Raw genomic sequence first — 23,251 nt, forward strand, 5'->3', positions numbered from 1 at the left:
CTTGATACCATTTTAACATTCCCCCACAAGTGTAGCAGAATCACTTAGAAATCATGCGTTAATTCCCTTTGCCGCATCACACTTTGGACTTACCACATTACATTTTGCAATAGAGTTGTTGACGATATTGCTCTGCAATAGAATGCCAGTCAAAACGCTGTGCCATGGCCGCACCACGCACTTGTGACCATGTTTCCCCCTCGAAACAAGCAATGGCTTGCGTCAACCTTTGCAAAAACGCTTCGGCTTGCTCATTTAAGCTATTGCCGTTAAAAGCAAAACCATTAACGCCATCCTCAACGGTATCCTTTAAACCGCCTACACTATGCACTAAACATGGCTGTCCCGCGCGCATGGCCAACATTTGACTGATGCCACAGGGCTCAAAGGAGCTTGGCATCAAAAATAGATCGCCATACTGATACAGCGCTTCGGATAACGCCTCGTTGTATCCTTGCAAAAATAATAGGTTATCGTATTTAGCCCCTAACACTTGGAAGGACTTAGCAATGGATGCATCGCCACTGCCGAGTAAAATCAGCAGCGCCGTCGGTTTTGTCTGCTTCAATGCTTTAAGTAAGGTTTCAAGCACAGATAAACCCGAGGGCAATTGATGGCGCAGCAATAATACTTTTTGATCGGTCAAGCGGCCCACCGAAGTCAATAACAGACTCGGTACTTGCTCCGCCATCGCTTGACGCCAATGGGCTTGGGTGCGGGCAAAAGCAATCATGTCCACGCCACTCACTTGCGTGTGATGCCCCTGCCATTGCACTAACGCAGTTTCAATCGCACTGAGCAATTGCTTGAACTCGGGTACTTGAATACGCGCAGGTGGCTTAGCGGGTAAATCCGATACTGACGAATATACACAGCCATTTAAAATCCCCACCACTTTGCCGTCATTGGCCTTGGCCTGTAAGTCTTGCTCTAACCCTTCACCACCAAAAAATCCCGCTTCGGGTCTGGAGGGCTGCAACACTTCCTTGGCATAACTGGGTGAGACTAAATGCACTTTGTCGCTCAGCACTATGCCCATGCGCATAGGGTTAACACAGTAGGGATAACGGGGATCAGTAATTAACTGTTTTTGCCCCAGCGTCAAAGTGGCAAACAGCTCGGGAAACCAAGCCGCAAAGGAGGATGAGTCTTGGCTTAAGGGACGTATCCCCTGCAGTGCAAGATTGTGGATAGAGAACACACACTCAATTTCTTTGAGAACACTGAACTCAGGCACGAATGCTCTTAACATGGCTAAGCAGCCCGCATGCCAGTCATGTAAATGCAGCACAGTCGGCATAGGCACTCTACCAGTAACTAATGCTGTCGCGACGCTCGCGCAAAGGAAAGCAAACTTAGTCGCATCGTCGGCGAAAGGACGCTCGGCACTGCCTTGGCTATAAATCTGCCCAGGTACGGATTGCCATAATGCATGTTCGAGCAGATAAATCATCGCCTCTGGCACATGGGGATGGGGCATGGAAAACAAATGCACTCGCTCCAAGCGACCACCAAAGGCCACAGTTAACTCACCCAGATCTTGGGGGTGATTCGCTACCGCAGTTAAAAATCCATAGCTTGGCATGATCACATCGGCGCACAAATCAACACCTGCCAGAGCGGCAGGTAAATCACGGATGACATCCGCCATACCGCCAACCTTGGCGCCCGCAAGGGCACCGTTTTCAGCCGCGACCATCAAAATGCGTTGTTTCAATTAATTGGATACTCCCGCTACTTCAACTGTGCAGCTTTTATTAAGCTGCCTATACCTAAGCCATTTTTACTTTAATGATCAATTTACTTTAATGATCAAAGCACTATTCATAGCCTACAGGCAAACCTAGCATGTCACGGGTCACTAAAGTCACGCCTTTTTCGGACACCCTAAAGCCTTTAGCTCTGTCGTGATCATGGTTATAACCTATCACCATGCCTTCGGGAATAATGCAGCCACGGTCAAGTATCGCATTCTTGATTTTGCAATGGCGCAGCACGACTACATCGGGTAGCACTACTGAATCTTCAACTAACGAATAAGAACAAACGCGCACTTCGTTAAACAATACACTACGGCGCACTGTCGCCCCCGAAATAATACAACCGCCCGAAACAATCGAGTCCAACGCCATACCGCGTCTATCATCGTCATCAAACACAAATTTAGCGGGTGGTAATTGTTCTTGGAAAGTCCAAATTGGCCATTTCGCATCGTACAAATTCAGTGCTGGCGTAGGCGATAACAGTTCCATATTCGCTTGCCAGAAAGAGTCTAGCGTACCCACATCGCGCCAATAGGCTTGCTCGTTCGGGAAAGCGCTCTTAAAGGGATAGGCGAACACATTATGTTTTTCGATGATCGCAGGAATAATATCCTTACCAAAATCGCGATCTGAGCTTTCATTTAAGGCATCTTTCTTGAGCTGGTCAAACAAAAACTCTGTGTTAAACACATAGTTGCCCATAGACGCTAAACACATTTCAGGATTACCCGGAGAATGCTTAGGTTGCAGCGGCTTTTCTTCAAAGCCTAAAATGCGCATCTCTTCATCGACTTCCATCACCCCAAACGAACCCGCAGCTTCGGCAATCGGCACTTCAAGGCAAGAGACTGTCATATCTGCGCCCGACTCGGCATGCGCGGCTAATAACCCAGCATAATCCATGCGATACACGTGATCGCCAGACAACACCATCACGTATTTAGGCAGCTCGTGGCGAATGATATCGATATTTTGAAATACCGCATCGGCCGTGCCTTGGTACCAGTTTTCCGAATAGCGTTGTGAAGCGGGTAAAATCTCCACCGACTCGCCCAGCTCCTTCTTAAAATGGCCCCAACCGCGCATCACATGGCGGATCAAAGAATGCGACTTGTACTGAGTCACAACCCCGACACGACGAATACCCGAGTTAATACAATTTGAGAGCGGGAAATCGATAATACGAAACTTACCACCGAAATACAGTGCAGGTTTAGCACGCCAATCCGTGAGTTCATGCAAGCGAGACCCGCGCCCACCAGCTAAAATCAACGCATATGTTTCACGAGTTAAATTACTGATATAACGAACATTAGACATAGGCTCTTACTCCGAAATCGGCAAACTGATTGCCCATAAATGGCTTATCGATACGGCAGACACTGCCATACTCCCCTGAGTATTTCTCACTTGCATTCCCCATTCCTTCCATTGATTGCTGCATTCCTTTCAAACACTTAACGCTTATACTCATCCGCTATAACAAGAGACTTATAACCAAGAGCCCAACCCTTACAGTTTCCAAATTTCATCGCGATAACCTGCGATCGTCACATCACTCGAAAAACGTCCACTGGCGGCGGTATTGCGAATACTCATCTGCGTCCAAACCTGCGGATCTTTATAGGCCCGCGCCACGGCTTCTTGCACGACTCGGTAACTGTCAAAGTCGGCGGCCGTCATCCATTGATCGTCGCTACTTTCGATGGCGGCAATAATGGGATCGAAAATCCCCGGCTCCAGCAGATTGAAGTGACCACTTTTGAGTAACTTCATCACCTCAGATAACGCCGGTGAATCATCAATAATACTGCGCGGATGATAGTGACTACGTACCTGCGAGACCTGCTCCGCATTCAGCCCGAACAGGAAGAAGTTCTCAGAGCCCACTTCCTCTAACATCTCAATATTGGCGCCATCCATAGTGCCGATGGTTAGGGCGCCGTTCATCATGAACTTCATATTGCCCGTGCCCGATGCCTCTTTGCCCGCGGTTGAAATTTGCTCGGACAAGTCAGTCCCCGGACAGATTTTTTCCATGGCGCTGACGTTGTAGTTTGGTAAGAAAGCAAAACGTAGATAAGGTGTCACCAAAGGATCGGAATTGACCATATGAGCAACATTGCTGGCGAGTTTGATGATCAACTTAGCCATAAAGTAACCGGGCGCCGCTTTACCGCCGATCAATACACAACGTGGCACCATGTTTTCGGTATGGCCTTGCTGGATCTGATGATAGAGATGAATCACATGCAATATGTTGAGTAACTGACGTTTATATTCGTGAATACGCTTCACTTGCACGTCAAACAGCATAGCCGGATCGAACTCAACCCCACATTCCTTAACAATCATCTTAGCCAGCAAAGCCTTGTTGGCTTGCTTCACATCACGCCATTTTTGGATAAACGCATTGTCCTGTGTGAGGGCATTGAGCGCCGTTAACTGGCTTAAGTCTGTCACCCATTCTTGACCTAAATGGGCAGTCAGTAACTTAGCTAAGGCAGGGTTACAATGGGCAAGCCAACGCCTTGGCGTCACACCATTAGTGCGGTTATTAAACTTATGCGGCCACAACTCATAGAAATCCTTAAACAACCCAGACTTAAGCAATTGCGTGTGTAAACCCGCGACACCGTTGACCGAGAAACTCGCCACAATCGCCAAATACGCCATACGTACATGGGGATGTGGGCCATCTTGAATAATTGACATACTCGCCAATTTCTCACTATTTCCAGGCCAATGGTGGGCGACTATATCTAAGTAACGGGCGTTGATTTCATAAATGATTTCTAAGATGCGTGGCAACATTTGCGCCATCATACGCACGGGCCAACGCTCTAGTGCTTCAGGCAACAGGGTATGGTTAGTGTAAGCCATGGTCTGACTGGTAATAGCCCATGCACTGTCCCATTCCAAACTGTATTCGTCGATCAATAACCGCATCAACTCAGGCACGGCAATGCTAGGGTGAGTGTCATTCAACTGCATGACATTTTTAGCGGCAAACTGCGTAAAATCATGACCATGACGACTCACCCAACGTTTGAGTAAATCCTGCAAGCTAGCGGAGGATAAAAAGTATTGCTGACGTAATCGCAGCTCTTTGCCGTTCTCGCTCGCATCATTTGGATAGAGCACCATAGTGATCTGCTCGGCCAAGTTTTTACGGGCCACGGCTTCCGTGTAGTCGCCTTGGTTAAACTCAGCTAAATCAAAATCATCGGTCGCTTCAGCCTTCCACAATCTCAGGGTATTTACCCGCCCATTGCGATAACCGGGAACTGGCATGTCATAGGCGACGGCGAGCACATCTTGGGTTTCAACCCAAATAATGTGCCGACGGCCTTGTTTATCGACATAGGATTCAGTGTGGCCAAAAAAAGGCACAATCACGTTGTGGGTAGGGACACGCACTTCCCACGGATTGCCTTCGCGCAACCAACGGTCAGGGCGTTCAACTTGGTAACCGTCGACTATCTTCTGGGCGAACATGCCATATTCGTAACGTATGCCATAGCCAGTCACTGATAAGTCCATGCTGGCGCAGCTATCGAGGAAACACGCGGCTAATCGACCTAGGCCGCCGTTGCCTAAACCGGCATCATGTTCGGCCTCTTCTAACTCTTCTAACGATACCGCATAGTTGCTCAAGGCATCACGGCTATCTTGTTGCAAATCTAAACTCAGTAGTGCATTACCTAGTGCACGGCCCATCAAAAATTCAAGGGATAAATACGCCACTTGCTTGCGCTTAAAATGGCTGTCATCCACTCGAGTCTGACGCCAATTATCTAGCATCTGTTCTTTCACGCTGTAAGCTAACGCTTGAAATAATTCGCAGCTCACGCCTTCGCCACGGCTGAGTCCATAACGTAAATGGCGCTCAAAGGAAGCGGGCAAAGCATCGCAGGGTTCACAAGGCTCAGCGGCTTTAGACTTAGTCTGACGCTTAGCGGGCGCCTTCTTGCTCGCTGCTTTTGACTGAGCTAGTGTTACTGGTTTTTCGCTGGTATTGGGGCTCAGCTCGCTTTTGTCACTCATAGTTAATTCCTTCATTTCCTATAAAATCAGCATGAAAAAGCATGAGACTACGATCTTGCAGTAAGTATCGCGTCGCAGAGATCTGAACATCCAGCGGCTCAGTTTGGGTATGAATAAGGCATTGCCACGGACTCAAGTGCTCGAAAGTCGGCAGGGTAAAAGCGAGAGGATTGTCGTCGGCATTAACCATCAACAGCAAAGCTTGCTGCTTGCCTTGATCTTCTAAATCACCGGAAAGCACCACAGACAAACTGCGGCACATAGATTCGGTCCACAAGCTCTTGGTCATTTGTTCACCTTGGCGACTAAACCAATCTAATCGAGTACCAATATCGGCTAAGGATTCAGCCAATAACTGTTCGTGAATGAAGCGCTTAGCACATAACAGCGGGAAACGTTTCCGCAGGGCAATAAGCTGTTGAGTAAAGGCCAACAGCTCAGTGTCCATGCCCTTTGCCGACCAATCAAACCAGTTCAGTTCATTGTCTTGGCAATAGGCATTATTGTTGCCTTGCTGAGTGCGGCCTGTCTCATCACCGCTCAACAACATAGGCACACCTTGAGATAAAAATAGCGTAGTCAATAAGTTACGTTGTTGACGACTGCGAAGTTCTAGAATTGAGCTATCTTCGGTTTCCCCTTCAATCCCATAATGATGGCTGAAGTTTTCTTGGTGACCATCGCGGTTATCCTCCCCATTTGCCAAGTTATGGCGCTGGGTATAACTCACTAAGTCTTTAAGGGTAAAACCGTCGTGACTGGTTAAAAAATTAAGACTGGTCGCAGGTGGACGGCCACTGTGCTCAAAAAAATCCCCCGAGCCGTGAAAACGCCGAGCAAATTCGGGCAACATGCTGTGATCGCCGCGCCAAAAGCGGCGCATAGTGTCTCTATATCTGTCGTTCCATTCACTAAAAGCCACGGGGAAATTGCCCAATTGATAACCGCCAGGGCCAATATCCCAAGGCTCAGCAATTAATTTCACTCGGCACAAAACAGGGTCTTGCAACAGCGCATCGAAGAAACCTGAGCCGGGATCAAAACCATAGGCCTCGCGACCTAAACAGGCCGCTAAGTCGAAGCGAAATCCATCAACGCCCATGATTTCTACCCAATAACGCAGCGAATCTAACACGAGCTGCAACATGCGTGGATGGTTGATATTTAAGGTGTTTCCGCAACCCGTATCGTTAATGTAAAAACGCTTATCGTTCGGATGCAGGCGGTAATAACTGAGATTATCTATGCCACGAAAACTAAAGGTTGGCCCAAGTCGACTGCCCTCGGCGCTGTGGTTATAGACCACATCGAGGATCACTTCGATACCCGCACCGTGGAGTGCATCCACCATAGCGCGAAACTCACCAATATCGTCGGATGACAGATAACTCGGCTCGGGGGCAAAAAAGCCAATACTGTTGTAACCCCAATAATTAGTAAGCTTTTTCTCGAGCAAAAATGGCTCAGTGAAAAAGGCCTGTACAGGAAGTAACTCGACGCACGTCACCCCAAGTTCGGCCAAATAATCGATAGCCGGCTGAGTCGCTAAACCCGCAAAGGTGGCACGTTTATGAGGTTCAATCTCAGGATGCGCCGCAGTAAAGCCTTTAACGTGCATCTCATAAATGATGCTGCGCTCTAGGGGTTTGGGCTGAAACCTCGTCGCAAGGGGCTGAATCGACTGCTTGGCAGCTATCTCGATTAATGGACGAATGTCCACGACCTTGCATTTTGGCACATAGGCAGCGTTATCTAACTTGCTGAAAGATAAGTCTTCATCCATGTGGTTCAGCTCGTAACCATAGTTAGACTCATGGTCGCAATATTCACCGACGAGCTGGCGCGCATAGGGGTCGAGCAATAATTTATTGGGGTTAAATCTGTGACCAAGCTGAGGCTCATAGGAGCCATAAACGCGATAACCGTAGAGTTGCCCCGCCTTAAGCCCTTGCACAAACACATGCCAGATTTGCTGGGTTTGTTCAGTTAACGCAATACGCGCGACTTCTTGCTCGCCATTGTCATCAAATAAACATAACTCAACCGCTGTGGCGTTAGCTGAAAATAACGCAAAATTGACGCCATCGCCCTCAACATTAGCACCGAGCGGAAAAGGCTCACCTACCCCTAATGCCCATTTTTCGCTTTGAAATGGGTGTTTTTTAGCGTCAGGGTTGAGCTTAATATCATCAGCCGTGGGCTTTTGCATGCTAGTTCGCCTCAGCCAATCCGGTTAACGCAGGCCCTATCACTAGGCAACCCAAGGGTGGCACAGTGATCAGCGCGCTCTGCGCCATTCCTTGCCACGACAGCGGCTCAGCAACCACAGTGCCCGCATTACCTTGATTACTGCCACCATAAATCTGGCTATCGCTATTAAGATATTCGCGGTAATCCCCCGCCAAAGGCAAACCAATACGGAACCCAGTGTGCAATTGAGGCGTCATGTTGATGACAAACACTAACGGCGCATCACCTGCTAAACCGTAACGCACAAAGGTAAAGATGCTGTCGCGGCTATTCTCACAATCTAGCCAACTAAATCCTGCGCCCTCGTAATCCTGAACCGATAAGGCTGGCATTTTTTGATATAAGTGATTGAGATCTTTAAGCCAACGCTGGACGCCTTGGTGCGGCTCGTAAGCCAATAAGTGCCAATCTAAACTCTGGTTATGGTTCCACTCATTTCGCTGACCAAACTCGCAGCCCATAAAGAGTAATTTCTTACCTGGATGCCCCCACATAAAACCATAATAAGCACGCAGAGTTGCAAATTTCTGCCAATCATCACCGGGAATTTTATGCAGCAACGAGCCCTTGCCGTGGACCACTTCATCGTGACTCACGGACAACATAAATTGCTCGGTATAAGCGTACATCAAACTGAAGGTCAATTGATGATGGTGGAATTGGCGGTAAAGCGGATCACGGCCTAAGTAGCTTAAGCTGTCGTTCATCCAGCCCATATTCCATTTAAAGCCAAAGCCGAGACCTTGCTGATCCGTCGGCTTAGTCACCCCCGCAAAGGCGGTGGACTCTTCGGCAATCATGCAAATGCCGGGGAAAGCTTGGTACAAGCGTTGATTCAAAATTTGTAAGAAACTGATGGCCTCGAGATTCTCCCGTCCACCATAGGCATTAGGCAGCCATTGGCCCGGCTCGCGGCTGTAATCGAGATACAACATAGAAGACACGGCATCGAGACGCAGGCCATCAAAATGAAACTCTCGCAGCCAATAACAAGCATTACTCAACAAGAAGCTGCGCACTTCACCGCGATCATAGTTATAAATTAGGGTATCCCAATCGGGATGTGTACCCTTGCGAGGATCTTCATGCTCATACAGACAAGTGCCATCGAAACGCACTAAGCCGTGGGGATCCTTAGGGAAATGCGCCGACACCCAATCGAGGATAATACCAAGCCCCGCCTGATGGCAGGCATCCACAAAGGCCTTTAACCCATTGGCATCGCCAAATCTGTGGGTCGGCGCATAGAGACCCACAGGCTGATATCCCCACGAACCATCAAAGGGAAACTCGCTGATCGGCATCAGTTCGATGTGGGTAAAGCCTTGCTCCTTCACATAGGGAATAAGCTGTTCAATCAAGTCTTGATAATCAAGATATTGCTCGCCTTGCTCTCCCTTACGACGCCACGAACCTAAGTGCACTTCGTAGGCCGACATGGGCGCTTTATGCCAAGCAGTCGCCGCTCGCTTACTCATCCAAGCGGTATCATTCCAGCTATGGTGAGCTTTTTGGGGCACGATAGAAGCATTGTGGGGCGCGCATTCCATTTGGGTTGCCATAGGATCGGATTTAGTATGGCGCTCACCATTTTGATAAACCAAATCAAACTTATAGTGTGCACCTTCAGCCACATTGGGTAAAAATAGCTCCCATAAACCATTGGCAATATGTTGGCGCATCACATGGCGAGTATCGTCCCAATGGTTAAAATCTCCCACCACTGAAACCCGCTTAGCATTGGGTGCCCACACACACAAATGCACACCTTCGACGCCTTGGGTTTGACGCCAGTTGGCCCCCAAAAATTCATAGGCGCGCTCGGCGCTGCCTTCACCAAACAGGTAAATATCGTCACTATTGAGCAGGGAATCAAACTGATAAGGGTCGACTATATCTAACTGACACAGGGGATATTCCACCCGTAGCAAGTAGAGAAACGGCTTGACGCGTCGTCCCAGAGTGCCGGCGAACAGTCCCTGCTCGTTGACTTTGTCCAGACTCGCTACTTTGCGGCCATCTTTAATGCTGATCACATCTACACTGAGGGCATTGCGTAAAAAACAACGAACAATTAATGCCTTACCCTCGTTGTCACTGTGCATACCCAAGAGCGAAAAAACATCAGTGTATTGACCATTAAGTAGGGCGACGTCGGCACCATCGTAGAAATAGGCATTGGCTTGAGTCATCATTTTTCTTCCGTTTATCAGTCAATTAAACTTGCAAATTGGCACTCTTTACCCACATCCCCCCTAATAATCTCATCTTTAGGGATGGCATAATGTGGTGCGACTTAGGCAGCCTTTCGCTGGTGCTAGATTTAGCTCGGTAGCTGTCTCGCCACAGCGATATTTTGTAATCGCTGCAGTATCTCTGGCGAAGTCGACACTTGCGTTAAATTCAGCGGCAGGCGACGCTGCCAATTTGGATATTCGAGCCAAGTACCGGGAATGTTCACCGCATGGCGATCGGCTAATAAATCGCACAGTTGCACGCTGTATAGCGCACTATTGCCGCGAGCTCCTAAGGTCATCCAAGCCGTGAGTAAGGTTTGAATATCGAGTTCGGCTATCGTCACATCGGCTAACAGACCTTGAGCGACTAACAGTGAAATGAGTTGCTGCTTTTCATGTTCACGCCCCGCGAGCGCCTCGCCTAGCTGCTCGTCAGTTTCAAACAGGGATAACTGTCGACGCAGGTGTAAATCGCTGCCACACCACCAAGCCACTAAAGTCGGCACATCGTGGTTCGCCAGCATCATTAAGCTTTGGGACTTATATTGATCCGGTGATTTAAAGCCTTGATGGTCTTTGCAGAAATAGAACAACTCGTTGGAATAAATGCCAGAAGTGTAGAGACGATGAATAATGTCAGGTGGCACCAGTCCTAAATCTTCGCCAATCACCACACAGCGAGCACGTTGGCTCTCAAGGCAAACGATGGCAAGCAAGGTTTCGACGGGATAATACACATAGGCACCGTGACCGAGTTGCTTATCCAGCGGCCACCACCAGAGTCGCAGTAAGCCCATCACATGATCGATACGCAAGGCACCACAGCTTTCCATATTGGCTCGGATCAAGGCGATAAAATGGCTGAAATTATGTTGTTTTAACTTCACCGGATCGAGTGGCGTTAAACCCCAATTTTGTCCTTGGGGTGCAAAGGGATCGGGCGGTGCACCTATGCTGGCATTCAAACAAAACTGCTCGGCATTGGCCTGCACTTCACTGCCGTGCAGCGCTGCACCAACGGCCAAATCACGGATCAATCCCAACCCCATCCCCACCTCTTTAGCTTTTAGCTGACAGAGGTGTAACTGCTTTTCAGCAACAAATTGCAGGTAAAGATAGAAACCTTCCTCTTGCACAAACGCTTTAGGACTACGTAAATATTCCGCTTGAGCAAACTCTTGTAGCCCACTGCCCTGCTCACGTACAAACTCATGGAATCTTTGCGCTCTGGGCGTGTCGTTCGCCAGATGCGTATCACAAAAAACGCGATATAACTGCTCAAAGGCACGGTATTTCAGCTCACTGACTTTTGGATAATCGAGCCAATTATCACGATTCAGTAAGGCGATAGCCTCTACCCAAGTAGCGCTTAAAAATTCAGTGGCAAGAGCTTGGTATTCAGGAACGCTTTGTAATTGAATATAAAGAGGATTAAGTCTGCGGCGATCGCACGGACTATAGGGACTCGGATGCTCTGGCGCCGCGATATCGAGGGCATGCAAGGGATTGAGTTGAATAAAATCCGCGCCCTGCGCCGCCACCAGTCCGATCAGTTGTTCTAAATCACCAAAGTCGCCAATGCCCCATTGGCTCTCACTGCGCAAACTGTAGAGTTGAACGCTGATCCCCCAAGGTTTATGGCGTTTACCTTGGGCGACAGCCGTGAGTACGCCTTGGTAGGCGGCCCGCGGCGCCACCATTAAGGTGCCAGAGAACAAAGTGCTGATATCAGCTTCTGCCGTCACACTGCTCTCTAGCGCCAAGCTTGCCGCTTGTGCACTTGTCGATAGGGCATGTTTTAAGCTTAAGGCTATGCGATGAAAGCCCAAACCTAACATAGATAAATCACTCGCATTTTTGTCGGCTGCATGCGCAAATGAGTCTTGGTTTTTTGTAAATGCAGGGTTGTTAGTGAACTCTTGGCTGCTCAGGAAATAGGACGCTAAATTCACCGCTTCAGTCTCGGCGGGCATTAAGTTGTCAGGGGAAGCTTGGGTCTTGGCCTCAGCTAAATCGAGGCGTGCGAATCCCAGTTGCGTAAGATCAAGGCGATAGTGTAGATAAAGCGTTTGTTCAATGCGGTAATCGCCAATGGACTTAAGCGCCGAGAAAGGCACATCGAATACGATGGACTCACCCTGTTCACATTCAATCGCCACACTCAGATCTGAGGTGTAGGTTTCCGGTAAACAAAGGCTTATCCAAGGTTCATCCACAAAACACCAATGGAATTCAGGTAGCACCTGAGTCCAAGGACGGGCATCCAGTAGATCAATTTGCGACGCGATCAGTGCTTCGGTCAATACCGCATCGACACAGGTCAGCCCAGCATCACTCGATAACGCTTCTGTAGCAGGAGTATCAATGGCAGTCCCTGCCACGCTGTTTTTTTCCTGTAACATACAGGTCAAGATACCTTGCCTGTCTACCTCGGAAATATGGATATTTTGGCCAAAACAATCAGTAAATTCTGCTCCAACTCCCCGCAAATACAGCAACTTTTCCAGCCCCATATTTTGTCGCCCCCGCGACCGCTCATCCATAGCTTTAGATATACAGTAACCATGCCAACGAAAAGTAACAAGAAGATGACATAAATATTTCAGAGAAATAACAAAAAACATTTTCAAAAAATCAGTAACTTACTAGAAGCACTCAGTTAAGTTGGCGCTCAGTAGCTATCAGGATATAAAGAGTGGAATGCACTAAATTGGGGCATGCGTTCAGCAAGAGGGCAAGCATGGCTCCTAAAGCATGCAATAAGTGAAGAGCAAAGGGATAGAAATAACATGACAAGCGTAAGTCATTTTTATGTCATTGCGTTCAGACTAATACTAACAAATACGTCAGGTGGCATATTAACCACAGATATCAGTGCAACACTTTGTATCAATTGCATTTTATAACTTGAACAGCCTATCTCTCCTCTGTCAACATCTCGTCTCGCTACAGCATAGAAACATAATAACAACATTAAATTCATGGAACCTGATATGCCCTCGCATATACGCCAGTGGCTCAAGCCCATGGAATGCTAAAGCAAAAACACCCCAATGATGATTGAGAATAAGGATATGAAATGAAGAAGTTATCAGGATTACTATTTGTCGGCTGCATTGCCTTGACGGGTTGTGAAGGAAGTACAGATGGTGATTTAACGCCGACGCCACCGACGCCCGATCCCACGCCGCCAGCCTTAGCTGCGGATGTGTGTTATTTAATGAAAACGACGAAAGGCGATATCACACTTGCCATTGACTTAACTAACATGCCAATCACAGGTAAAAACTTTAAGCAGTATGTTGATAAGTCTTTCTATAACGGCACCTTATTCCATAGAACCATCAATAACTTTATGATCCAAGGCGGCGGTTTTACCACTGGTCTCAAAAGCAAACCGACCAGTGCCTCAATCAAGAATGAAGCCGCAGTCGGTATTAGCAACAAACGTGGCACTATTGCGATGGCAAGAGCAAATGCACCTGATACCGCTGCCTCTCAGTTCTTTATCAATGTATTAGATAATCCACATCTAGACGCGTCAGCGAGTAGTTATGGTTATGCAGTATTTGGCAAAGTGGTTGACGGCATAGAGGTGGTAGATCAAATCAGCATAGTCCCAACAAAAAATATCGAAGGCTTCCAAGACACACCAGTACAAGAGATCCTCATCAATTCAATAACAGAAACAAGCTGCCCTTCTGCCTGATCTAACGCTTAATCGGCTAAAAGCAAAAAAGCACTGAGAATTCAGTGCTTTTTTATCTTATAACTTTAGTCGTTGAAAAAACGAAACTTACTCATCCCCTTGGATCTTCCCCACCAAGAGCATAGGCGCCGCATCAATTTTATCGGCGTCCATCATAGTCGCGATACGCTCAACGGCTGAGAGCAATTGACTCTGCTCCCATTCTTCAAGATTCTGATAACGCTTAATAAAATGATCCTGTAGCGGTTTAGGTGAGTCCTGTAACAGCGCTCGGCCCGCATCACTAAGGTATAAATGCACCTTACGTTTATCAGTCTCACTGCGCAGACGGATCACTAAACCACGTCCCTCGAGTCGATCGATAATAGTCGTCACAGTTGCAGGGCTGAGCGTAATTTCTTCCGCCACGGTTTTAGCCAATGGCGCATCCAATTGGGCGATTTTCTGCATCACCATCAATTGCGGCCCAGTTAAACCTGAGTGTTTGTTCAGCTGGCGAGAATGAATGTCGATAGCGCGTATCACTCGGCGCAGCGAAATGAGCAGTTGTTCGTACTTTTCCATCGTTCTTTTCATTCTCCCCATTCTAAGCAACGAGTGCACCTTACCAGAAAGCGCGACTGAACTCACCAAGAGGAGGCACTTTTATGGTAAAAGTCCCTTAGATTACAACATGAATTGACGCGATACCGACAACACAAGACGCTCGTCGCTGGTATCTAAGTTCATGCTAGTATCTTCAGCGGCAAGACTGAAATCAAAGCCACTCCAGCTGGTCAGATAGGCGATACGGAAATGATTAAAAGATTTGCCACCATCCCATGACCATTTATCTTCATCGAGTGATGTCGAGCGATCGACACTAAAGCGAATATCATGTCCTTCAGCGACACTGACAGTATGGCCAAGCAACATAGTGTAATGCTCACCACCCAAACCAAAGTAATCCCATGTATAGGTCAACTTAGCCTCAGAGTGACCCAGTGAACTATCATATCCTAACTTGCTATACAGCTCAGGATAGTTGTACTCATCGGAAAACGACTCGCCGTGGTAAGTGTAATAAGCCAGTCCGACATCAAAACTCAGTTGCTCATTGAGCTGATAAAACTTACCCGCATAGGCATCGAGTTCCAACCAAGTGCTGTCGTTCCCCCCAAAGTCGACGTTCGACGTAAACCCACCCACATACCATCCCGAATCAAAACCGTAATCCAGACTGCCTTGCAGTGCTGGGCCGCTGTCAGTTTGGCTGACACCATTAAAGGTGTAATCCGAAGTGGCCGTCACAGTGGCCGATAATCCGGCATTCGCCACAGTCGACATCAATAACAATCCGCCGGCGACAAGATAAAAACATTTTGATTTCATTATTAATTTTTCCATTAGTTGGCTAGCTCAATTTTAGTAAAGTCAATTTTGTTCTCTTTTGGCGAGCGCTCAATGGCACGAACAGTTTGCAATTGCGTCAGCATGATGTAACCAAAACAGCTAAAGATCAGGCCCAGTGCGATTGCACCAACCCATTGAATTTGAAGAAAGTCTAATTGAAACAGTAATGTCAGACTGCAGAGCAAGACTAAGTTAAAGCTGACATATTTAAGCTTGCCTAACCGCTCAATGGTCAAATTAAGATTATCGGTATAGAGGCGCACCAGTGAGTCGAGTGAATTGATTACAAAGGTAATTCCCACAATCACCATCGCCAGATTATAGAAGCCCGAGGTATCTAAGCCATTGGCGCTGTAGTAATAAAGTACAGTGAACCAAATCGCGATGGGGATAGACGGAAACACCATCATGGCCAACAGCACTTGATAGGTTTTCATCCCGCCAACAAAGCGCGAGGTAAATTGGCCTATCATAATGCTCCATGCAAACCACCAGAACAGATAAAACTCATGGTAGTCATTGATGGGTAACACAAAATATTGAATATTGCCGAAGTAGTCACCCAGCATGGCAAAGGTCGTAAAGAACTCGCCCACACTCGAGTCAGCCGATAAAAATGCACTGGCCCACATGATGGCAATCAAGCCTAAAAACAACCAAGTGCTCGCCAGACTCAAGATACGCACATAACGTATGCTAGTGCTGGAATACACAGCCGCGGCGATCACCATAAATACGATTAAATAGAAGCTACCGACTATGGTTTCGCCATCACCTAATTCGGGTAAATACCAAGGTAAATTACTCAATAGCAAATAGGCGGTAAAGGCGCAGGTGCCAATAATTACGATATTATTGATGAACTTAACCCAAGGAATATCGAAGAATCTCACCCTAGGCTCGATGACACAAAAATAAAAACAGGTTAAAAAGTAGAAGCTCCAAATCAAAAAGGCCCAGAAGCCAAACTCAATCGCCAGCGGATTACTAAAGCCGTATTCAGGACTCGCCGCCACATTGGCGTAACCCGCAAACTCGGTGAGCGGAAACATGATCAAGCCGACATCAAGTCCTGAGGTAAACAGAATCGCGATAAAGGTAAAAGTACGCACAGGCGTCACGCCGATACAGCGAATATTGCCCCAGCGATAAATCACAAACGCAATCGCGGTAAAAGTGAACAGTATCCCTGCGGATAATAACCAAGTCATAATGAGCACTCAGTCCCAGTCGATACTGGGTGTAAGTCGGCATCTGGATATAAACCCATAAAATGTAACTCCATGTTTTTATTTAATAATAAAAACTGATCCATTTTTAAAGGCAACGTTCTGCCCTCAAGCCTTAAATATCGCTACTTAAAAACACTCCGCGATAGTTAAACCCTGATAGATGATCAGTCGTGAAAGCGGTCATTTGCACACTCACTGCGGGCTGACCGACCCTTTAGATAAAATGAATCATGACCCTTTTGAGTCATCAATTAATGAGTCACTTCAAAATTGAAGCCGCCAGTCCGTCGATTCGACGGACTGAGCAGGCGTGTTGTTAACTTATGGCTTTAACTTGTCGCAGTACTTCTTTGTGTGGTTTGCCAAGCGTCGGCAACCACAACGGCACAGTCTGCTGGCGCTAACATCTCAGCCTCTAAAATCAGATCCGCGGCGCGCTCAGCCAACATGATGGTCGGCGCGTTCAAATTGCCGTTCGGGATAATCGGGAAAATAGAAGAATCCACCACCCGTAAATTCTGCAAGCCATGCACGCGGGTTTCGGGATCCACCACCGCCATCGCATCCGTGCCCATCTTGCACGAGCAAGAAGGATGATAAGCACTCTCAACCGATTGACGCACAAAGGCATCGATTTGCGCATCGGTTTGCACTTGTGTGCCGGGTTGAATTTCCTCACCACGATACTCATCGAATGGCGTTTGATTGATGATCTCACGAGTCAAACGCACGCAGGCCCTAAAGCCTTCAATATCATCGGGATGCTGTAAATAATTGAACTGAATTTTGGGCGGTGCTTTAGGATCTGCCGACACTAAGGTCACGGCACCACGACTCTTAGGCTTGTTATGGCCTACATGTACCTGAAACCCATGACCCGCAAAGGCTTCGTTGCCATCGTAACGCATAGCCGCAGGTAAAAAGTGGTACTGTAAATCTGGCCATTCCAGACCCGCTTTTGAGCGAATAAAACCACAGGACTCGAAGTGATTCGTAGCCCCTAAACCGGATCTATCTAAAACCCACCGAGCACCGATTAAGAACTTGCTGAAAGGATCTAACTTGCCATTGAGTGAAATCGGTTTAAGGCATTTGAATTGGAAATAAAACTCTAAATGATCCTGTAAATTCTGACCAACACCGGGCAGCTCATGTTGTAACTCGACCCCTGCATCGGCCAATACTTGGGGATCGCCAATGCCTGATAATTGCAGTAAATGCGGCGAACCTATTGAGCCAGCAGCTAAAATCACGTCTTTGTTACAACGAATATCTTCAACTTTACCTTTGTGTTCAATGCGAACGCCAACAGCCATTTGTCCTTCCAATAACACTTTATGCACTAAAGCGTGGGTCACAACCGTGAGGTTACGTCTAGCCATCGCTGGGCGTAAATAGGCATTGGCGGTTGACCAGCGTACGCCTTTTTTGACCGTCATATGCATAGGGCCAAAACCTTCTTGCTGCGCCGCATTATAATCGGTGGTCGATAAATACCCCGCCGCAATGCCCGCATCCACAAAGGCTTGGTACAAGGGGTTTTGCATTTGATTGCCGTTATTCACGCCTAACGGCCCAGACTCACCGCGATACTCATCACCACCAAAGGCCCAGGTTTCCGCCTTCTTAAAGTACGGTAAGCAGTGGCTATAATCCCAATCGGTCGCCCCTTGCGCCTGCCACTCATCAAAGTCCCTAGCATGACCACGAACGTATACCATGCCATTGATCGACGATGAACCGCCAAGCACCTTGCCCCGAGGACAATGCATCTTGCGATTATCTAAATATGGCTCAGGCTCAGTTTCAAACTGCCAAGCATATTTAGGGCTGTTCATCGGAATTGATAACGCCGTCGGCATTTGAATAAAGATGCTCTTATCGCTGCCTCCGGTTTCTAATAACAGCACTTCGTTTTTAGGATCCTTTGACAAGCGATTGGCGAGCACACAACCCGCTGATCCTGCACCAACTATGATGTAGTTATAATATTTTTGCTCTAATGACTGAGTCAAAATGCCTCCTTAAAATGGGCTTTCTAAGGGCTGCAGACCCACATAAACGGCTTTAATTTGGGTGTAATGCTTGAGTGTCTCGCTACCGTTTTCACGGCCAATACCCGACAACTTATACCCACCTACAGGCATTTCGGCTGGCGAGGCGCCATAAGCATTGATCCAGCAAATACCCGCCTGTAACTGATGAATGACCCGATGAGCACGGCTGATATCTTGGGTAAACACCCCAGCGGCCAAGCCCATAGCGGTATTGTTTGCCCGAGCAATCACTTCGGCTTCCTCTTTAAAGGTGAGTACCGACATCACAGGGCCAAAGATTTCCTCTTTACAGATGCGCATCTCGTCGGTGCAATGGGTGAAAATCGTCGGGGCAACAAAGTAACCATTGGGAGCATTTTCAGGTGTTAATGCTGTGCCACCGGTGAGCAGAGTTGCGCCGTCATCGATACCTTGCTGAATATAATCGAGTACTTTTTGCTGGTGATCTTTGGAGATCAAGGCGCCAAAGTTAGTCTCTGGCGCCATAGGATCGCCCACCACAATATTGGTTTGAGTACGCATAAGCAGTTTTTCGATAAAGCGTGGATAAACTGACTCATGGATAAACACCCGCGTCCCATTAGTACAGACTTCACCTTGGGTATAGAAGTTACCGAGCATGGCACCTGAAACGGCATTATCGATATCGGCATCGTCAAATACGATAAGCGGTGATTTACCACCGAGTTCCATAGTGACGTCTTTTAATGAACTTGCCGCCGCGGCCATGACTTTTTTACCGGTACCGACTTCGCCCGTGAAGGACACTTTGGCAATATCTGGATGCCCCGTTAACCAAGCGCCAACCTTGCCGTCACCCATCACGACGTTAAATACGCCATCGGGCAAACCCGCCTCACTTAAGAGTTGCGCCAATTTCAGTGCGCCAAGCGGCGTTTCTTCCGAAGGTTTAAAAATCATCACATTGCCGCTAGCTAAGGCAGGTGCGGCCTTCCAACAGGCGATTTGCAATGGATAATTCCACGCGCCAATGCCTGCACAAATGCCTAAAGGCTCACGGCGGGTGTAATAAAAATCCCCACCGACTTGCTGCTGCGCGCCTTCAAGCCCAGGGGCAATATGGGCGAAAAACTCGATAGCATCTGCGCCTGTGACCACATCAACCACTGAGGCTTCTTGCCAAGGTTTACCTGTATCGAACACTTCGATTGCCGCGAGTTCATCATTACGAGCCCGCAATAATGCGACCGCGTTTAACAGAATACGGCTGCGTTCAGTGGCACTCATGGCAGACCAAATAGCAAAGCCTTTTTTGGCGCTTTCGATGGCCGCTTGCTGAATTTTTTCATCGGCCACTTGCACTCGGTACGCCAATTGCCCAGTGGCAGGATTGACGACGTCGAAGGTTTCGCCGCTGTCGTTAGCGAGCAACTGACCCGCAATAAAGTTGTACTGTACTTCTACTGACATGTATTGACTCCATGCTGCTTTATCACATTGTGGATAAAGGTTTTGCATAATTTTTCGGCCTGAACAAAATCCTGCTCAGGGGTTTCACTTAAGGCGCTGCGTAACCAAAATCCATCGATCATCGCCGCCGTTTGCTTAGCAGCCATCAGGGCAAACTCTTTGGGCAACACGTGCCGAAAGGAAAAATGTAAGTTGCTGTATAAGCGGCGACTATTGATATTCTGCAAACGGGCTAACTGGGGATCGTGGACGGCCTGTGCCCAAAAACTCAGCCAAGTGTGAGTGACATTTCGTGAGCGCTGTAACTCGGTAAAATTCGCTTCAACTATCATCATTAAGCGCTCTGTTGGCGCCAACACTTGTCCTTGGATTCGATTGAGCAACGCTTGCTTTAACTGCTCGAGCAAGTGGCGCAGCGTCGCTTGGATCAAGCCCTGCTTACCACTGAAATAATGACTGATAATCCCCGACGACATCCCCGCCAACTGACTAATGCTGTTGATGGTCGTGTGCTGCAATCCATGCAAGGCAACCGATGCTAATGTCGCATCGATAAGCTGCTGTCTGCGTATCAATTTCATTGCGGCTTTAGGCATAAATACTCAAGGAATAACCACTCTCTCAATACTCTGAACGACGTTAATTGAACGTTCAATTAACAATCATGATAATGATTAGTGATGTAACTATCAACCTAAAATACCACAGTGACAAAGCTCACAAGTTAGTTATGTAAAAAAGAATTAACCTGTAAAAACAAGATAAAACTATAGATTCCTTTGACTTACGGCCCTACCACAACCACAGCAGTACGCATAAATCAATATTAGATATCAAACTAATTAATTGGAGTTAATGCTACAAATGAGAGTATTCATGAGGTTTAACCTCTGTTAGATTTAACAATTGAGCCGTCAAATGCTGGATAAAAAGTGGGATAAAAAGTAAACGAAAAATGCACAGAAATGATGCATCACCAGGGGCGCTAACAACGCTAAAAAACCATATCGTACGCCAACACTAATACCCGTCATAAAAGTCCGAAATTTAGTTACCCAGTTCCAACTTTAGTGGGAAATTACCCTCAGATAAGCGCCGAACTCGATCAAGCTCACACTTTCACTACCTCCAAATTGGTAGCTTGATCACCAGAAAAGAACACAACTTAATCTTTACAAGCAAATAGGTGGATTTTATGGCTGCTAAATTTTTTATTCCTTCTGTCAACGTATTAGGCCAAGGCGCAGTGGATGATGCTATCGGTGACATCAAAACCTTAGGCTTTAAACACGCACTCATAGTGACAGATAAACCCTTAGTCAAGATTGGCTTAGTGGGTGAAGTGGCCGAAAAACTCGGTCAAAATGGTATTACCTCCACCATCTATGATGGTGTACAACCTAACCCAACCGTGACGAACGTCGAAGCGGGTTTAGCCCTGTTAAAAGCCAACAAGTGTGACTTTGTAATTTCACTCGGCGGCGGCTCACCCCATGATTGTGCCAAGGGTATCGCCCTTGTTGCAACCAACGGTGGCAGCATCAAAGATTATGAAGGGTTAGATCAATCCGCGAAACCACAGTTGCCGTTAGTGGCCATTAATACGACGGCAGGTACTGCCAGTGAAATGACGCGCTTCTGTATCATTACCGACGAAGCCCGCCACATTAAAATGGCGATTGTCGATAAACACACCACGCCTTTGCTGTCGGTCAACGACCCTGAGTTAATGCTGAAAAAGCCTGCGAGCCTAACTGCCGCAACAGGTATGGATGCACTGACTCACGCGGTTGAAGCCTATGTGTCTATTGCAGCGAACCCGATCACCGACGCCTGTGCGATCAAGGCTATGGAATTGATTCAAGCTAACTTAGTCAACGCAGTTGAAAACGGTCAAGACATCAACGCCCGTGAACAAATGGCCTACGCCCAGTTCTTAGCAGGTATGGCGTTTAACAATGCCAGCTTAGGTTATGTGCATGCGATGGCGCACCAATTAGGCGGTTTCTACGATCTGCCCCACGGCGTGTGTAACGCTCTGCTGCTGCCACATGTGCAGGAATACAACGCCCAGGTCGTCCCTGCTCGCTTAAAAGACATTGCCAAGGCTATGGGTGTCGATGTGTCTGCGATGACAGATGAGCAAGGTGCCAGTGCGGCGATAGCGGCAATCAAAAAACTGTCTGTTGCGGTTAAGATCCCAGAAAACCTGACCTTGTTAGGCGTGAAAGCGGAAGATATTCCAACACTTGCGGATAACGCGTTAAAAGATGCCTGTGGATTCACCAATCCAAAACAAGCGACCCATGCGGAGATCTGTCAGATCTTCACTAATGCGCTGTAATTGTGCGCTGTAATCGCCATACCTTACCAATCGCAAGTTAGCACACAACAATCGTGCGCTAACTTGCTGGATAACGACTTATTGTCCTGCTAGTGCGTAAACACGACTTCATCCTCCAATGAATTCGTTTTAGGCTCCAATAGTGCACAGATTATTGCTGCACTATTGGGGCCTTTTTTACACCTGTATCAACAAGATGGTGAGGTAAGTTACTATCTTAAAAATTGAGTAACAAAAACCAACATAAAACTCAGTGTCTATGCACCTTTGCACTGACAAAACACTCACAAATCTGCATATTCAAGAAGAAAGGATCTGAACCTCAAATATTCATAGCAAAATGATATAAAAAACGTGATCTCTGTGGGTTACAGACTGTTACAGATCCGATAAGATGGCCCCAGTTCGCTTTTTCCCTGCAAAAGATGAAGCCAGCTGAGAGGCCCGTTCTAACGAATGGGCCTCTGTCCATTCTACCTTCTGCGTTTCCTCTGCGACAACTTATGCTGCCACTTACTCATATAGCTCCCATCAAAGTTTAATTAACCTATTTACTCCGCTGTTCGCTCTTTTTATCAATAAGACTTACTGACGACCAAGTTGTTGCTTTATTAATCAGTAATTCAGCAAAAGCGAAACTTCACCCAAAACTGAGATCTAGCACAAAGTTATTGGCATAAAACTCATGCTAAATAGAGACATGACAGATTAAGTAAATGGTTAATTTTCATGCAGTAACTATCCTTCTCCGTCAAAAAACATCAAGGCTATATAGACTTAATTAATGAT

The 23,251-nt window shown here is 47.3% G+C and carries 14 protein-coding genes; 2 read left to right on the forward strand and 12 right to left on the reverse strand.

The genetic code is table 11. The annotated features are described in order from the left end of the window. Window positions 1-97: 97 nt before the first annotated feature. From L5L98_RS09835 to malQ, 6 genes are all read right to left on the reverse strand, one after another. Window positions 98-1,717 (reverse strand): glycogen synthase, encoded by a 1,620-nt coding sequence (locus tag L5L98_RS09835; RefSeq protein WP_263140390.1) that lies wholly within the window; start codon window positions 1,715-1,717, stop codon window positions 98-100. 103 nt (window positions 1,718-1,820) lie between these two features. Next, window positions 1,821-3,083: a glucose-1-phosphate adenylyltransferase gene (gene glgC / locus L5L98_RS09840; protein WP_006085131.1), complete on the reverse strand. Its 1,263-nt coding sequence runs from the start codon at window positions 3,081-3,083 to the stop codon at window positions 1,821-1,823. Between the two features lie 192 nt (window positions 3,084-3,275). Further along, window positions 3,276-5,810, reverse strand: a complete 2,535-nt coding sequence (locus tag L5L98_RS09845; protein ID WP_263140393.1) for a glycogen/starch/alpha-glucan phosphorylase — start codon at window positions 5,808-5,810, stop codon at window positions 3,276-3,278. Next, complete coding sequence (gene glgX, locus L5L98_RS09850) at window positions 5,803-8,019, reverse strand: glycogen debranching protein GlgX (protein ID WP_263140394.1); 2,217 nt, start codon at window positions 8,017-8,019, stop codon at window positions 5,803-5,805. Before glgX ends, L5L98_RS09845 begins: the two co-directional genes overlap by 8 nt. Window position 8,020: 1 nt before the next feature. After that, a complete protein-coding gene (gene glgB / locus L5L98_RS09855) occupies window positions 8,021-10,255 on the reverse strand; it encodes a 1,4-alpha-glucan branching protein GlgB (RefSeq protein WP_219253080.1) in 2,235 nt (744 codons plus the stop codon). A 128-nt stretch (window positions 10,256-10,383) separates the two neighbouring features. Beyond that, complete coding sequence (gene malQ / locus L5L98_RS09860) at window positions 10,384-12,810, reverse strand: 4-alpha-glucanotransferase (RefSeq protein WP_028760711.1); 2,427 nt, start codon at window positions 12,808-12,810, stop codon at window positions 10,384-10,386. A gap of 566 nt (window positions 12,811-13,376) precedes the next feature. Between malQ and L5L98_RS09865 the strand changes: the two genes are divergently transcribed. Beyond that, window positions 13,377-14,006 carry a peptidylprolyl isomerase gene (locus L5L98_RS09865; RefSeq protein WP_263140398.1) on the forward strand — a complete coding sequence of 210 codons (630 nt, stop codon included), beginning with the start codon at window positions 13,377-13,379 and terminating at the stop codon, window positions 14,004-14,006. Window positions 14,007-14,093: 87 nt separating this feature from the next. Here the strand turns inward: L5L98_RS09865 and L5L98_RS09870 are convergent, their stop codons facing one another. The 6 genes from L5L98_RS09870 to betI form a co-directional block, all read right to left on the reverse strand. Next, window positions 14,094-14,570, reverse strand: a complete 477-nt coding sequence (locus L5L98_RS09870) for a MarR family winged helix-turn-helix transcriptional regulator (protein WP_006080852.1) — start codon at window positions 14,568-14,570, stop codon at window positions 14,094-14,096. 102 nt (window positions 14,571-14,672) lie between these two features. Further along, on the reverse strand, window positions 14,673-15,377 hold the full coding sequence (locus L5L98_RS09875) for a TorF family putative porin (RefSeq protein ID WP_219234082.1): 705 nt from the start codon (window positions 15,375-15,377) through the stop codon (window positions 14,673-14,675). A 14-nt stretch (window positions 15,378-15,391) separates the two neighbouring features. After that, on the reverse strand, window positions 15,392-16,609 hold the full coding sequence (locus tag L5L98_RS09880) for a BCCT family transporter (RefSeq protein WP_263140401.1): 1,218 nt from the start codon (window positions 16,607-16,609) through the stop codon (window positions 15,392-15,394). Window positions 16,610-16,959: 350 nt separating this feature from the next. Beyond that, a complete protein-coding gene (betA, locus tag L5L98_RS09885; RefSeq protein ID WP_173497050.1) occupies window positions 16,960-18,645 on the reverse strand; it encodes a choline dehydrogenase in 1,686 nt (561 codons plus the stop codon). Window positions 18,646-18,654: 9 nt separating this feature from the next. Then, the gene (gene betB / locus L5L98_RS09890) at window positions 18,655-20,118 is read right to left on the reverse strand and encodes a betaine-aldehyde dehydrogenase (RefSeq protein WP_173497049.1); all 1,464 of its coding nucleotides are present in this window, start codon (window positions 20,116-20,118) and stop codon (window positions 18,655-18,657) included. Further along, complete coding sequence (betI, locus tag L5L98_RS09895) at window positions 20,109-20,714, reverse strand: transcriptional regulator BetI (protein ID WP_173246034.1); 606 nt, start codon at window positions 20,712-20,714, stop codon at window positions 20,109-20,111. The genes betB and betI overlap by 10 nt, the downstream gene beginning before the upstream one ends. Before the next feature lie 599 nt (window positions 20,715-21,313). On the opposite strand from betI, the gene yiaY reads away from it, so the two are divergent. After that, window positions 21,314-22,462 (forward strand): L-threonine dehydrogenase, encoded by a 1,149-nt coding sequence (yiaY, locus tag L5L98_RS09900; RefSeq protein WP_028760717.1) that lies wholly within the window; start codon window positions 21,314-21,316, stop codon window positions 22,460-22,462. The last annotated feature ends 789 nt before the right edge of the window (window positions 22,463-23,251 follow it).

The organism is Shewanella sp. SM23 (assembly GCF_025654295.1).
Classification (GTDB): domain Bacteria; phylum Pseudomonadota; class Gammaproteobacteria; order Enterobacterales; family Shewanellaceae; genus Shewanella; species Shewanella oncorhynchi.